Raw genomic sequence first — 14064 nt, 5'->3', positions numbered from 1 at the left:
GGCGCCGCCTCGTGGCAGGCGCCTGCAGGTGTCCAGTCAGAGGCTCAGAGGTGCTTCGTAGGCCTTGACGGCAAAGCCGTACACCGTGGCTGGTTGCAGCCTGACTTTAGTGGCCGGGCCGCCAGTGGCCGGGACGCTCAGGTTTTCGCCCGGCAACACATAGGTGCGCGGCAGCATCGCCTTGCCGTCGCCGGGCAGCAGCCGCAGATCCTGGGCCAGGCGCACCACATAGGGGGTGTCATTGCGTACGTGCAACCGGCCGTCGCGCAGGGTCCAGGTCAGGTCGGTCCAGGGCGTGCGGTTGAGTGGCAGGCCCTTGGGATGCACGATCACCGGCAGGTTCTGGCGCACGGTCACGCCGACGCGGGCGTGCCCGGCAGCAGGGGCGGCGCGGCCCTGGGGCATGCCTTCGAACACCGCCCGCTTGAGCCGTTGGGTGAGCAGCGGTGTCTGGTTTTGCAGGATGAAACGCACCAGCTGCGATTTGGACGCTTCTACCCGCGATAACGGGGGCGTCACCACCAGCAACGGCTCGGTGTCTTCGGGAATGTCTTGCAAGGTGACGTGCAGCAGCGACAGTTTGCTGTCGGTATTGGTCACCGACACGGCGGCTTCGCCATCGGCTTCGTAAACGATCACCACCGAGGTGTCGGGCACCATGCCGTCGGCTTTGACTTGATTGCTGAGTACAAGCAGCAAGGCAATGAGACCGGCAGCGGTGGTTGAGAGGGTCGTGGTCATGACAGCAGGTTCCGTTGGTGCAACAAAAAGGGCGCGAATCAGAGGTAGCGCAGATCCAGGACGATGGAGCCATCCAGCGGCACTTCCTGATCCAGGGTCAGGAGGCGTGCGGCATTGATGGAGGTGTCGACCCACAACTGGGTGAACAGCTGGCTGATGAAATCCGGCTGGCGGTCGCCCGGCAGGGCAAAGCCCATGTACGCGTGGGGATGGGCGCCAGCCTGGGGTGTCCAGGTTTCGCCGTTGTCGCTGGAGGCCAGCACCTGCATCGGCTGTAAATCGCCGAGGGCTGCGCGATAGGACAGCTTCACGGCTCCCAGCATCTGGTCCGGGGCATAAATGTTGACGCCCAGGCCGAACGTGTCGGGGGCCGGCGCGGAGTCCTGGCGGTTGTCGATGCCCACCAGCGCAAACAGCATCGGCCTTTCGCAGACCACCGTCAGGTCCAGCTTCTGGCTGGGCAGTACCGTGGGTTCGTGGGTATTGAGCTGGTGGGTCGGGATCTCTCCATGCTCGATGGTGCCTAGGTCGGACAGCTCGATATGGCAGGCATCCGGCGTCAAGCGACCGGTCACCGTGAGGTCGACATGGGATAGCGCGTTGGCCTGTGTCGTGATTGCCATACACAGCAGCACGGCTGCAACGTGGGCGATCACTGGCACAGGTGAGCGCCGCCCATGCCCGCAAGCGTTCTGGGCATGGGCGGCCATGGTTACAGGTACTTCACTTCGAGGGTGGCCGAGCCGTCGATGGTCACCTCATTGCTCAAGTCCAGGGAGTCGGTGCGGGCGATCGACGTGCGTACTTCCAGGCCTACCCGCAGCTCCTTGACTGGCAGCGGCTGGGTGTCGTCGTCCATCGAGGCGACCGACATGTACAGACTCGGCTCCCAGGCACTTTCCCGGTACCAGGTCTTGCCCTGATCGCCGGAGGCAATCGGTTGCACCACCACGCCGTCTTCAGCCACCGGGTTGAGCAGGCTCAGGGTGTACCAACCGAGTTTCTGGTTATCGTTGATAAAGCCCAGGCCGTAGTCACTGGGCATCGCTGCCGAGGCGGCGCGGTTGTCGATGGCATGCAGGGCGAACAAGACGGGGGCGTCGCAGTTGACCGTCATGTTCAGCAGGTGCGTGCCGATCAGCGTTGGGTTGTCCGCTCGCAAGTCCTTGGCGGAAATCTTGCCGTGATCGATCACCCCGCTACTGGAGAGGCCGGGAACGCAGGCGGCAGGAATAATCTTGCCCCTGACGACCAGTTCGACGGTCGAGGCGGCAAAGGCGGTGGCGCCACCCAGCAGCAGGGCGCTGGTGGCAAGCGTGGTCAATAGGGTTTTCATCGGAGGAGCTCCTTTTAAATGGGCCTGTTCAAGCCATCAGAGGTAATTGACTTGCACGGTGACGTGGCCATCCAGAGGGACTTCGTCAATAAGCGTCAGGCCGTCGGCGGGGGCAATGTGGGTGAAAAGCGCCAATTCCGCGTCCAGGTTCTGCACGGCAATGGGTACCAACTCGCGGCCTGCAGCGACGGCCGTCAGCGACATCGGGCTTATTACTGCGGCGGGGTGCCAGGTCACGCCGCCGTCGGTTGAAATAATCGAGTTGCGGCTTACGCCGTCGGCTATGAGTCCGTAGAAACCAAAGCCTGTACCCCCCAGCTTTTCACCGTCGGGGGTCATACCCAGGCCGTGATACATGTCGTGGTGAGCCGAGGAGCCCGAGCGGTTATCAATGCTGTTGAGCGTAAAAAAGGTCGGGCCATCGCAGTGCACATTCAACAGCAGCCTTTCATCTGGCAGAGGGGTGTAAGAATCGCTGTTGAGTTGCTTGACGGATATTTTTCCGAAGTCGACCATCCCATCACTGGAGACCAGCGGCTCACAAGCGCTGGGGGTGATCGAGCCCTTGATGGCCAGCTCTGTGTCACTGGCGGCCAACGCCACTGAGGCGGTGGCGTACAACAGTGCAACCAGAGGTACTGCGCTGGAGAGTTTCATTCGATGGACCTTCCTTGTGGGTGAAACGGGAACTACAGGTACAGCACTTCCAGGGTGCCGGAGCCGTCGATGGAGACCTCATCGCTCAAGTCAAATTGATCGGCGCGAGCGATCGAGGTGTTGACATCCAGGCCCAGTACCAGTACTCGGGATGGCAGCAAAGCGCTGGCGTCGTCCATGGCCCCGGCGCCCCACAGCACGCCCAGTTCCCATATGTGTTCGGCAAACCAGGTGCGACCACCGTCTTCCGAAGCAATCGGCTGCACAGCGACGCCGTCGGCGGTCATGTCCTTGGGCGTCAGGTGGAAGCGCCCCAGCTTTTTGTCGCCATTGATCAGGCCCAGACCGAAGTCGCGGGGGCTGGTAGCTGTACCGCTACGATTGTCGATGGGCTTGATCGCGAAAAGCGTGCTGGCCTCGCAAGTGATCGACAATTGCACGGTGGCCGTGGGCAGGTAAGTGGTGTTGCCCTGTACCAAATCCTTGGCCGAGATTTTTCCGTGATCGACGACGTTGCCACCGGCGAATGCGGGTGTGCAGGCGCTCGGGGTGATAGTCCCCCTGACGGCCAGTTCGATGGAGCTTGCGGCAAATACCGAAGGCGTGAACAGCAGGGTGAGCATGAGGCGCGAGGCAAAGTTTTTCATGGTTACAGGACCTGATTTGCGGTTGTTGGGAAGGCTTGGGGGGTGGTGCTCATCAGGTGTCGGGAGGCGTTCATTTCAATTGTCCATTGCAAGGCTGATCGATAAAAAAGATGCACGGCAATGCCTGGCCCCCAATGGGCTGGCAGTGTGCGGGGCGTTGTTTGTTGTGGCTGGCACGCCGAGTGGCGAGCCGTCCCTCTCTGGGGTGGGGCGCAATTTAGCGAGGGCAGGGCGGGGGGCAAATACAAAAAATACGACAATGGGCGGTCGTACGGAAATCCGCGGCAAGTCCGTAAGAATAGGTTTTCAGTGACGTAGGAAAGTTGTTTTTCGTAGTTGTTGTATCGGCGTCGGAGTATCCAAAAGGATATATTTTTGCCGCGATGATAGTCACCGGTGTCACTTAAGGCGCTGCACGGTGCCCTACTGCCTATTACGCCAGCGCTGCCGGAGGTGACTCGGGGCTGCCTGCCTCCAGTCCGATCGCGCACAAGGGGTGCCCATGGGCTCTGTGGTACGTTCAACCACCGGCGAGGGCCGAGCGTCGCAGCCACCCCCCGCACCGCACCTGAACGTACTGGTCGTGGATGATCATTCAGCCTATCGCGCGATGCTGGGCTGCTTCCTGCAAAAACTGGGTGTTGCCCATCAGTCCGTGGCCGATGGCCGCCAGGGCTTGTTAGCCGTTATCAACCGGCCTTCGGACCTGATTATCAGCGACTGCCAAATGCCGGATATGGACGGTTACCGCATGGCTCGCGCCATTCGCCAGCACGAACGGCGCAAGGGGCTCAAGCGCGTGCCGATCATTGCCTTGACCGCCAATCTGCAAAACGACGACCCACAACGTTGCCGCGACGCCGGCATGGATGCCTGGTTGCTCAAACCGCTGGCGCTGGAGCAATTGCATGCGGTGTTGGTGCGCTGGCTGCCGGGTACTTTTTCGGCGTGGGGCCGGCACTCTGCCGGGACATGGCCGACGCGTGCGCAGCTTGTGCAAACCTTCGGCAATGAGCAGGTCGTCGACCAGATGCTCCCCGGCCTGCTGGACGAAGCCTGGGAAGACTTCGCGATCCTGGAACAAGCCTGTTGCACCCTGAGTACTTTATTGACCGCGCAGCGCTTGCATCGCCTGGTAGGCAGCCTGGCGTTTTTGGGCGGGACGGACCTTGAATTAAGAGGGGTGAAGTTGATTGAGCTGGTTCACGCCGATGGCGTATTGGCCCACGCTCCAGCGTTGCAGGCATTCCGGGCGGACTTGCGGCGGTGTCTGGAATATTTGCGCAGTGTGTAAGCGCAGTGGGGAGTGACTTGTGTCGAGATGCATTTGGCAATCTGGCTGTCTGGTTTTTGGCTGTAGGGTGTTTCCTTTTGTTGTGTAGGGAAAGAATTGGTAACTACCAAACACGGGACGCCGCCTTAGGAGGCTTATCCTGAACGGTTGTTGAGGATCGCCAGCGGGGTTATTTTGCGCGGATTCAAGTTGCCATCATCCGTGGGTATCTATGCTTCGAGTAATTATTGCTGACGATCATCCCATTGTGCGTATCGGGCAGAGAGTGGTGATCGAGGCGAATGGTCGCTGCAAAGTGGTGGGGGAGGCCGACGGCCCCGACGCGCTGCTCAGGTTATTGAGTACCACGCCGTGCGATGTCCTGGTCACCGACTTCGCCATGCCTGGAGGGCAGCAGGCAGATGGTTATGGTTTGTTGAGCCTGCTGGCTCGGCAGTATCCCAACTTGCCGGTCATTCTGGTGACGATGTTCGCCAATGTCGCCACCCTGCGGGCCTCCCTCGCCCATGGCGCCCGCGCCATCGTTGCCAAGAGCGCTTCGGCCAGGGAGTTGCCACAGGCCATCAACGCCGTGATCGGCGGCCAGACCTTTGCCAGCGAGTGCCTGCGGGTGCAACTGGTGGAAGCCGGGACGGGGGACCAGTCACAACTGCCGCAGTTGTCGGGCAAAGAGCGGGAAGTGGTGCGGATGCTGGCCAGCGGCTTGACCGTCAGCCAGATCGCCGCACGGGTCAATCGCAGCATTTCCACGATCAGCAAACAGAAAAGTACCGCGATGCAACGCCTGTGCATTTCCACCGATGTGGATTTGTTCGCCTATGCGCGTAATTGCGGGATGGTGCCTTAGGTGGGTCTTGGCAAGCCTGCTGTTGTGCTGAAGGGGGGAATAGGGGCTTTTTGTGGCGAGGGGGCTTGTCCCCCGCTGGGCTGCGCAGCAGCCCCAACCCCAACCCCAACCCACCGAGGTTTTTCAGGCAAACCGAGTTGGCTGGTTTTGGGCCTGCTGCGCAGTCCAGCGCGGGGCAAGCCCGCTCGCCACGACAAGCCTGCTCGCCACGACAGGTCCGCTCGCCACGGCGCGCTCGACACGGGTACAGTGCTTGGCTTGACTACCTACTTTTGGAAGCTGCCCATGAGTGATGCCCATAACGCCCTGATCGTCGAGTTCTATCGTGCCTTTGAGCGTCTGGACGCTGAAGCCATGAGCGCCTGCTACACCGACGATGTGCTGTTCAGCGATCCTGCATTTGGTGAACTGCGTGGGCGCGATGCCGGCGACATGTGGCGCATGCTCACCACCCGGGCCAAGGATTTTTCCCTGACCTTTGACCAGGTGCGTAGCGACGACACCACCGGCAGCGCCCATTGGGTGGCGACGTACCTGTTCAGCCAGACCGGCAACACCGTGGTCAACGATATCCAGGCACGTTTTGTGTTCCGTGATGGCAAGATCTGCGAGCACCACGATCACTTTGACCTGTGGCGCTGGTCGCGCCAGGCGCTCGGTACCAAGGGCCTGTTGTTGGGCTGGACGCCACTGGTACGCAACGCCGTGCGGGCGCAGGCATTGAAAGGCTTGAAAGCGTTCCAGGCCGGTCGTTGATAAGATTGGCGCTCTTTCCACTGGCCTGAATACTTCGTGAACAGTTCGCCTGAACCTGCCGTGCCGAAACCCTGGTTTGTCTACCTGGTCCGTGCCGCCAATGGCTCGCTCTATTGCGGGATCAGCAATGATCCGGTGCGCCGCTTTGCGACCCATCAAAGCGGCAAAGGCGCGCGGTTCTTTCTTTCCAGCCCGGCGGTGGCGCTGGTGTATACCGAGGCCTGCGCAAGCAAGGGCGAGGCCTTGCGCCAGGAACGCCTGATAAAAAAACTCAAGAAAAGCGCCAAGGAGTGTCTGGCGCGGGCTTATCAATCTGACTGATCAGTTCCCATCAGCCCAATGGGTAGGCCACTGCGTTTTTGCACGATAAGCTGGCGGTTCCTTCATCTGGCGGAGTCCGGCATGTCTGAGTTGATCCTGCACCACTACCCCCAATCCCCCTTCGCGGAAAAAGCCCGCCTGCTCCTGGGCTTCAAAGGGCTGTCCTGGCAATCGGTGACCATTCCCCCGGTGATGCCCAAACCCGACCTGACGGCCTTGACCGGCGGCTACCGTAAAACCCCGGTGTTGCAGGTCGGTGCGGATATTTATTGTGACACTGCGCTGATCGCCCGCCGCCTGGAGCAGGAAAAGGCCACGCCCCCACTGTTTCCCGAAGGTCAGGAGCTGGTCAGCCAGAGCTTTGCGGCCTGGGCTGATTCGGTGGTGTTTTCCCACGCCGTGGCCCTGGTATTCCAGCCTGAATCCCTGGCCGTGAAATTTGCCAAGGTGCCGCCGCATTTGCTGCAGGTACTGGTTGCAGACCGCAGCAAGATGTTCGGCGACGGTACTGCCACCCGCGTGCAGCTGGACGTGGCCCGGCACCAGTGGCCGGCCATCATTGCGCGGCTTGAGCAACAACTGCAGCGTCAGTCGGGGGATTTCCTGTTTGGCGAACCGTCGATTGCCGACTTCTCCATGGCCCATCCGTTGTGGTTCCTCAAGGGCTCGTCGGTGACGTCGCCGCTGGTGGATAACTATCCGGTTGTCGGCGCCTGGCTTGCCCGGGTGCTGGGCTTCGGGCATGGCACCGCCAGCGAGATGAGTGCCAGCCAGGCACTGGACATCGCCCGTGATAGCGCGCCTGCGGCGTTGCCGGATGAAGTGTTTGAAGACCCCAACGGGTTCAAGGTGGGCCAGCCAGTGAGCATCGCCGCGACCGACTATGGTGTCGACCCGGTGGTAGGCGAGTTGATATTTGCCGGTCGCGAAGAACTGATCCTGCGCCGCGAAGATGAGCGCGCCGGCACCGTGCATGTGCATTTCCCGCGATTGGGGTTCGGTATCCAGCAGCTGTAGGTTGGATTAGGTGTATCTGTGGTGCAGGTTGGATATTTCAGTGGCGAGGGGGCTTGTCCCCCGTTGGGCTGCATAGCAGCCCCAGTAAGGCCACTGAGTAATCTCAGGCAAAACCGAGGGTGTAGGTTTTGGGGCTGCTACGCAGCCCAGCGGGGGACAAGCCCCCTCGCCACAGTTATTTGAGGGCGGACAGGATCGCGTCCGGGTTGTATTCGCGAATCAGCGTGCCGTTCACATCCACAAACGGAATCCCGCCGCCGCCCAGCGCCTGATAGGCCTTGCGGCCTTCGGGATCCTTGTCGATATCCACGTTTTTGTAGGGAATGCCCTTCTGATCCAGGAATCGCTGGATCTGCTTGCAGTAGCCACACCAGTCGGTGGCATACAGCACCACCCGCGCTGACGCTCGGGTTTGCTCCGGGACCACCTGCGAGGGGTTGAACAGCCGCTCGATCTTGCCCCAGTTCTGGATCGCCACCACCACCAGCAACACCAGCAGGACCTTCTTCAGCACCCCGCCAAGCATCAGTTACGACGCTTGAGCTGGTCGGTGAGCTGGGTCGGCAGGCCCTTGATGATCAAGGTGCCGGCGGCTTCGTCATACTCGATCTTGTCGCCCAGCAAGTGCGCTTCAAAGCTGATCGACAGCCCTTCGGCGCGCCCGGTGAAGCGGCGGAACTGGTTGAGGGTGCGCTTATCTGCGGGAATTTCCGGCGACAGGCCGTAATCCTTGTTGCGGATATGATCGTAGAACGCTTTTGGCCGATCTTCATCGATCAACCCCGACAGCTCTTCCAGGCCCATGGGCTCGCCGAGCTTGGCCTGGCTGCTGGCGTAGTCCACCAGGGTCTTGGTTTTCTCGCGGGCGGACTCGTCCGGCAGGTCTTCGCTCTCGACGAAATCACTGAAGGCCTTGAGCAGGGTGCGGGTCTCGCCCGGCCCATCGACACCTTCCTGGCAGCCGATAAAGTCGCGGAAGTACTCCGAGACCTTCTTGCCGTTCTTGCCCTTGATAAACGAGATGTACTGCTTGGACTGCTTGTTGTTCTGCCATTCGGACACGTTGATGCGTGCTGCCAGGTGCAGTTGCCCCAGGTCCAGGTGGCGCGAGGGCGTCACGTCCAGCTCGTCGGTCACCGCCACACCTTCGCTGTGGTGCAGCAGGGCGATGGCCAGGTAGTCGGTCATGCCTTGTTGATAGTGGGCAAACAGCACATGGCCGCCGACGGAGAGGTTGGACTCCTCCATCAGCTTTTGCAGGTGTTCCACGGCAATTCGGCTGAAGGCGGTGAAATCCTTGCCGCCATCGAAGTATTCCTTCAACCAGCCGCTGAACGGGTGCGCGCCGGACTCGGCATGGAAGAAACCCCAGGCCTTGCCTTGTTTGGCGTTATAGCTCTCGTTGAGGTCGGCGAGCATGTTCTCGATGGCAGCGGACTCGGCCAATTCAGAGTCACGGGCATGGAGAACTGCGGGCGTGCCGTCGGGTTTTTTGTCGATCAGGTGGACGATGCAATGACGGATCGGCATGGGCTTCTCGGCTGGTTGAGCGGGAGCGGTTGGCCTCCCGGAAAAAGTCGCCAGTGTACCGCACCCGTTGGTCGCGGCGTCGTTTGAAGCGGTTTCGGGAGGCCTCTGACGACCCATATGCCTTTTTTTCACGGTTTAGAGCGATAAAGCTGACCAAATGGGTAGGTAGAAGCGGATATTTCCCCGTCTCTGTGCTAGTTTTGCCCCGTCTTACGCGATGTCTCGGCGTTAAGCGTGCATTCAGCATTTGTCAGGTCGAACCAAACCCCGTTTCAAGCATCTATAACCCCGATCTCTCGCGGTTATGGCCAGGGGTGCCAGGCCATGACGGTCGGGCTCGATGGCTGACACTGCACTCTGCAATCCAAATGAATTTGATAGGGAAGGAACACCACAATGGCTATTACTAAAGACCAACTGATCGCTGACCTGGCTGAAGCAGTAGACGCACCGAAAACTACCGTGCGCGCTCTGCTGGACCAACTGAGCCAAGTTGTTGCTGACCAGCTGGAAAACGGTGGCGAAATCACTCTGCCAGGTGTTGGCAAGCTGAAAGTGACCGAGCGTCCAGCCCGTACCGGCCGTAACCCTTCGACTGGCGCTGCCATCGAAATCGCTGCCAAGAAAGTGATCAAGCTGGTTGTGGCCAAAGGCCTGACCGACTCGATCAACAAGTAAGACGCAGTAAAAAAACCGTGCACCGGAGCGATCCGGGCACGGTTTTTTGTTGCCTGCGTTTTTTGCTTTATCTGTAGGAGCGAGCAAGCTCGCTCCTCCAGACGCGGGGTCAGCGCACCCAGCGCTGGCGCCAGATCTGCTGCTCGTTCTTGGTCTGGAAGGTCCAGGCCACAAAACGGCTTTGTTTCTGGCCCTGGGACATCTCCACCACCTGGCTTTCCAGGACACCGGCTTTTTTCAGGGCGGTCTCGATGGCAGGCAGGTTGGACGCTTTTGACACCAGGGTGCTGAACCACAGCACTTTATGGGCGAAATGCGCGCTTTCGGCGATCAATTGCGTGACAAACCGCGCCTCACCGCCTTCACACCACAACTCTGCCGATTGGCCGCCGAAGTTCAGCACCGGCAATTTGCGCTTGGGATCGGCCTTGCCCAGGGCGCGCCATTTACGCTCGCTGCCTTTGGTCGCTTCGTCCATGGAGGCATGGAACGGCGGGTTGCACATGGTCAGGTCAAACCGTTCGCCCGGCTCCAGCAGCCCCAGCAGAATATGCTTGGGATTGGTTTGCTGGCGCAGTTGGATAACCTTGCTCAGGTCATTGGACTGCACAATGGCCTTGGCCGCGGCGACCGCTGTCGGATCAATCTCGGAGCCGAGGAAGTTCCAGCGGTAGTCCATGTAGCCGATCAGCGGATAGACACAGTTGGCGCCCATGCCGATGTCCAGCACCTTGACGATCGAGCCACGGGGAATCTTGCCGTCGTTGACGCTGGCCAGCAGGTCGGCAAGGAAGTGCACGTAATCGGCACGGCCCGGCACCGGTGGGCACAGGTAGTCTGCGGGGATGTCCCAGTGCTGCACGCCATAGAACGCCTTGAGCAGCGCCCGGTTGAACACCCGCACCGCGTCCGGGCTGGCGAAGTCGATGCTTTCCTTGCCGTAGGGGTTGATGATCACAAACTGGGCCAGTTCTGGCGTGGTCTTGATCAGCGCGGGGAAGTCGTAGCGGCCCTGGTGGCGGTTGCGCGGATGCAGGGTCGCTTCCTTGCGCGGCACGACGGGCTTGGCCGTGGCGGCGGTTTTCGGCTTCTTGCGGGGCGGTTTTGGCGTGCTGGGGGCGGTCATGGGCTACGTCGATTCTGGGGTTGCTTCAAAAGTGGTGGGTATTGTCACACATTCCGAAGTTGATCTCGGTTAAATGTGGGAGCGGGCTTGCTCGCGAATGCAGTGTGTCAGTTATTGGGTGTGTGTCTGATATACCGCATTCGCGAGCAAGCCCGCTCCCACTTTGATTGGGTTTTCAACACAAAAAAAGAGGCCCGAAGGCCTCTTTCTTACACACGGTCCACCTTACAGGCTGGAAATCCGCGCATGTTGCTCCGCCAGCTTGCCCAACGCCTGTTCGGCTTCGGCCAGCTTGGCGCGTTCCTTGTCGATGACTTCGGCCGGGGCCTTGTCCACGAAGGCGGCGTTGGACAGCTTGCCGCCCACGCGCTGCACTTCGCCTTGCAGACGCAGGATTTCCTTGTCCAGGCGCGCCAGTTCGGCGCCTTTGTCGATCAGGCCGGCCATCGGCACCAGCACTTCCATCTCGCCCACCAGTGCGGTAGCGGACAGCGGTGCTTCGGCGCCAGCCGCCAATACGGTGATTGACTCCAGCTTGGCCAGCTTCTTGAGCAGGGCGTCGTTCTCGGTGAGACGGCGCTGGTCTTCGGCGCTGGCGTTCTTCACGAACACCGCCAATGGCTTGCCCGGGCCGATGTTCATCTCGGCGCGGATGTTGCGTGTGCCAAGCATCAGGGCCTTGAGCCATTCGATATCGCTTTCGGCAGCCTCGTCGATGCGTGCTTCATTGGCCACTGGCCAAGGTTGCAGCATGATGGTCTTGCCTTCGATACCGGCCAGCGGCGCCAGGCGCTGCCAGATTTCTTCGGTGATGAACGGCATGAACGGGTGCGCCAGGCGCAGCGCCACTTCCAGCACGCGCACCAGGGTGCGGCGGGTGCCGCGCTGACGCTCGATCGGCGCGTTCTCGTCCCACAGCACGGGCTTGGACAGTTCCAGGTACCAGTCGCAATACTGGTTCCAGATGAACTCGTACAGCGCCTGCGCGGCCAGGTCGAAACGGAACTGGTCGAGTTGGCGGGTCACTTCGGCTTCGGTGCGCTGCAACTGCGAGATGATCCAGCGATCAGCCAGGCTCAGTTCGAAGGCTTCGCCGTTCTGGCCGCAGTCTTCGCCCTTGTCCAGCACGTAGCGCGCTGCGTTCCAGATCTTGTTGCAGAAGTTGCGGTAGCCTTCGACGCGGCCCATGTCGAACTTGATGTCGCGACCGGTGGACGCCAGCGAGCAGAAGGTGAAGCGCAGGGCGTCGGTGCCGTAGCTGGCGATGCCGTCGGCAAACTCGTCGCGGGTCTGCTTCTCGATCTTCTTCGCCAGTTTCGGCTGCATCAGGCCCGAGGTGCGCTTTTGCACCAGGGTTTCGAGGTCGATGCCGTCGATGATGTCCAGCGGGTCAAGGACGTTGCCCTTGGACTTGGACATCTTCTGGCCCTGACCATCACGCACCAGGCCGTGCACGTACACGGTCTTGAACGGTACCTGCGGGGTACCGTCTTCGTTCTTCACCAAGTGCATGGTGAGCATGATCATCCGGGCGACCCAGAAGAAAATGATGTCGAAACCGGTGACCAGCACGTCGGTGGAGTGGAATTTCTTGAGGAATTCGGTCTGCTGCGGCCAGCCCAGGGTGGAGAACGTCCACAGGCCAGAGCTGAACCAGGTGTCCAGTACGTCGTTGTCCTGTTGCAGCGCCACGTCCGGGCCGAGGTTGTGCTTGGCCCGCACTTCGGCTTCGTCACGCCCTACATAGACTTTGCCCGACTCGTCGTACCAGGCCGGAATGCGGTGGCCCCACCACAGTTGACGGCTGATGCACCAATCCTGGATATCACGCATCCACGAGAAGTACATGTTTTCGTACTGTTTGGGCACGAACTGGATGCGGCCATCTTCCACGGCAGCAATCGCAGGTTCTGCCAGCGGTTTGGTGGACACGTACCACTGGTCGGTCAGCCACGGCTCGATCACGGTGCCGGAGCGGTCGCCTTTCGGCACTTTCAGGGCGTGGTCATCCACGCTGACCAGCAAGCCTGCGGCATCGAAGGCGGCAACGATCTGCTTGCGCGCTTCGAAACGGTCGAGGCCGGCGTATTCGGCCGGGATCTTGCCGTCGATGCTGTCGTTCAGCGTGCCGTCGAGGTTGAACACCTGGCAGGCCGGCAGAATGGCGGCGTTCTTGTCGAAGATGTTCAGCAGCGGCAGGTTGTGGCGCTTGCCGACTTCATAGTCGTTGAAATCGTGGGCCGGAGTGATTTTCACACAGCCGGTGCCGAATTCAGGGTCGCAGTAATCATCGGCGATGATCGGGATGCGACGGCCAACCAGTGGCAGCTCGACGAATTTGCCGATCAGTGCCTGGTAGCGCTCATCGTTCGGGTTAACGGCCACGGCAGAGTCGCCGAGCATGGTTTCCGGACGGGTGGTGGCGACGATCAGGTAGTCATTGCCCTCGGCGGTCTTGGCGCCGTCGGCCAGCGGGTACTTGAGGTTCCACAGGAAACCTTTCTCGTCGTGGTTTTCCACTTCAAGGTCGGAAATCGCCGTGTGCAGCTTGGTGTCCCAGTTGACCAGGCGCTTGCCGCGGTAGATCAGGCCATCTTCATGCAGGCGCACGAAGGCTTCCTTGACCGCTTCCGACAGGCCATCGTCCATGGTGAAGCGCTCGCGGCTCCAGTCTACGGACGAACCGAGGCGACGGATCTGGCGGCTGATATTGCCGCCGGACTGGTCCTTCCACTCCCAGATCTTCTCCAGGAATTTCTCGCGGCCCAGGTCGTGACGGCTCTGACCGGTGGCTTCCAGTTGGCGTTCCACCAGCATCTGGGTGGCGATGCCGGCATGGTCGGTACCCGGCTGCCACAGGGTGTTGCGACCCTGCATGCGGCGGAAACGGATCAGGGCGTCCATGATCGCGTTGTTGAAACCGTGACCCATGTGCAGGCTGCCGGTGACGTTCGGCGGCGGGATCATGATCGTGTAGGAATCACCCGCGCCTTGAGGGGCGAAGTAATTCTCGGATTCCCAGGTGTTGTACCAGGAAGTTTCAATGGCGTGCGGCTGGTAGGTCTTATCCATGCGCGGCGGGACCCTAGTTGGCATTTATTCAGGAAAGCCGAC

At 60.7% G+C, this 14064-nt stretch carries 15 protein-coding genes; 6 read left to right on the top strand and 9 right to left on the bottom strand.

Annotated features, from left to right (window positions below; genetic code table 11):
* Positions 1-36: 36 nt before the first annotated feature.
* Genes C5F71_RS06945 through C5F71_RS06925 form a run of 5 tightly spaced genes read right to left on the bottom strand, consistent with a single transcriptional unit; the run spans position 37 to position 3381 of the window.
* Entirely contained in the window at positions 37-741 is a 705-nt protein-coding gene (locus C5F71_RS06945; protein WP_104910865.1) for a fimbria/pilus chaperone family protein, read from the bottom strand.
* A gap of 38 nt (positions 742-779) precedes the next feature.
* Positions 780-1451 (bottom strand): DUF1120 domain-containing protein, encoded by a 672-nt coding sequence (locus C5F71_RS06940; RefSeq protein WP_104910864.1) that lies wholly within the window; start codon positions 1449-1451, stop codon positions 780-782.
* A 2-nt stretch (positions 1452-1453) separates the two neighbouring features.
* Positions 1454-2077, bottom strand: coding sequence for a DUF1120 domain-containing protein (locus C5F71_RS06935; RefSeq protein WP_104910863.1), 624 nt, complete (start codon positions 2075-2077; stop codon positions 1454-1456).
* A gap of 36 nt (positions 2078-2113) precedes the next feature.
* Positions 2114-2734 carry a DUF1120 domain-containing protein gene (locus C5F71_RS06930; RefSeq protein ID WP_092238103.1) on the bottom strand — a complete coding sequence of 207 codons (621 nt, stop codon included), beginning with the start codon at positions 2732-2734 and terminating at the stop codon, positions 2114-2116.
* 32 nt (positions 2735-2766) lie between these two features.
* Positions 2767-3381, bottom strand: a complete 615-nt coding sequence (locus tag C5F71_RS06925; protein WP_092238100.1) for a DUF1120 domain-containing protein — start codon at positions 3379-3381, stop codon at positions 2767-2769.
* Between the two features lie 502 nt (positions 3382-3883).
* Here C5F71_RS06925 and C5F71_RS06920 point away from each other — a divergent pair.
* The 5 genes from C5F71_RS06920 to C5F71_RS06900 all read left to right on the top strand — a co-directional run bounded on the left by C5F71_RS06920 (position 3884) and on the right by C5F71_RS06900 (position 7616).
* Positions 3884-4675: a response regulator gene (locus C5F71_RS06920; RefSeq protein ID WP_104910862.1), complete on the top strand. Its 792-nt coding sequence runs from the start codon at positions 3884-3886 to the stop codon at positions 4673-4675.
* 211 nt (positions 4676-4886) lie between these two features.
* The gene (locus C5F71_RS06915) at positions 4887-5522 is read left to right on the top strand and encodes a response regulator transcription factor (RefSeq protein ID WP_029297509.1); all 636 of its coding nucleotides are present in this window, start codon (positions 4887-4889) and stop codon (positions 5520-5522) included.
* Between the two features lie 285 nt (positions 5523-5807).
* The gene (locus C5F71_RS06910) at positions 5808-6278 is read left to right on the top strand and encodes a nuclear transport factor 2 family protein (protein ID WP_070996706.1); all 471 of its coding nucleotides are present in this window, start codon (positions 5808-5810) and stop codon (positions 6276-6278) included.
* A 36-nt stretch (positions 6279-6314) separates the two neighbouring features.
* A complete protein-coding gene (locus C5F71_RS06905) occupies positions 6315-6599 on the top strand; it encodes a GIY-YIG nuclease family protein (protein WP_029297505.1) in 285 nt (94 codons plus the stop codon).
* Positions 6600-6680: 81 nt separating this feature from the next.
* Positions 6681-7616, top strand: coding sequence for a glutathione S-transferase family protein (locus C5F71_RS06900; protein WP_104910861.1), 936 nt, complete (start codon positions 6681-6683; stop codon positions 7614-7616).
* Positions 7617-7791: 175 nt separating this feature from the next.
* Here the strand turns inward: C5F71_RS06900 and C5F71_RS06895 are convergent, their stop codons facing one another.
* Both C5F71_RS06895 and yejK read right to left on the bottom strand, forming a co-directional pair.
* Positions 7792-8142: a glutaredoxin family protein gene (locus tag C5F71_RS06895; protein WP_029297501.1), complete on the bottom strand. Its 351-nt coding sequence runs from the start codon at positions 8140-8142 to the stop codon at positions 7792-7794.
* Positions 8142-9146: a nucleoid-associated protein YejK gene (gene yejK, locus C5F71_RS06890; RefSeq protein ID WP_029297499.1), complete on the bottom strand. Its 1005-nt coding sequence runs from the start codon at positions 9144-9146 to the stop codon at positions 8142-8144. Before yejK ends, C5F71_RS06895 begins: the two co-directional genes overlap by 1 nt.
* Before the next feature lie 396 nt (positions 9147-9542).
* On the opposite strand from yejK, the gene C5F71_RS06885 reads away from it, so the two are divergent.
* Entirely contained in the window at positions 9543-9824 is a 282-nt protein-coding gene (locus C5F71_RS06885; protein WP_029297497.1) for an HU family DNA-binding protein, read from the top strand.
* Positions 9825-9933: 109 nt separating this feature from the next.
* Here C5F71_RS06885 and rlmF read toward each other — a convergent pair whose 3' ends face one another.
* On the bottom strand, positions 9934-10950 hold the full coding sequence (gene rlmF, locus C5F71_RS06880; protein WP_029297495.1) for a 23S rRNA (adenine(1618)-N(6))-methyltransferase RlmF: 1017 nt from the start codon (positions 10948-10950) through the stop codon (positions 9934-9936).
* A gap of 225 nt (positions 10951-11175) precedes the next feature.
* The gene (locus C5F71_RS06875; RefSeq protein WP_029297493.1) at positions 11176-14022 is read right to left on the bottom strand and encodes a valine--tRNA ligase; all 2847 of its coding nucleotides are present in this window, start codon (positions 14020-14022) and stop codon (positions 11176-11178) included.
* Positions 14023-14064: the final 42 nt, after the last annotated feature.

The sequence above is a fragment of the Pseudomonas sp. LG1D9 genome, assembly GCF_002949995.1.
Classification (GTDB): domain Bacteria; phylum Pseudomonadota; class Gammaproteobacteria; order Pseudomonadales; family Pseudomonadaceae; genus Aquipseudomonas; species Aquipseudomonas proteolytica.
This window is presented reverse-complemented; position numbering and strand designations above follow the sequence as displayed.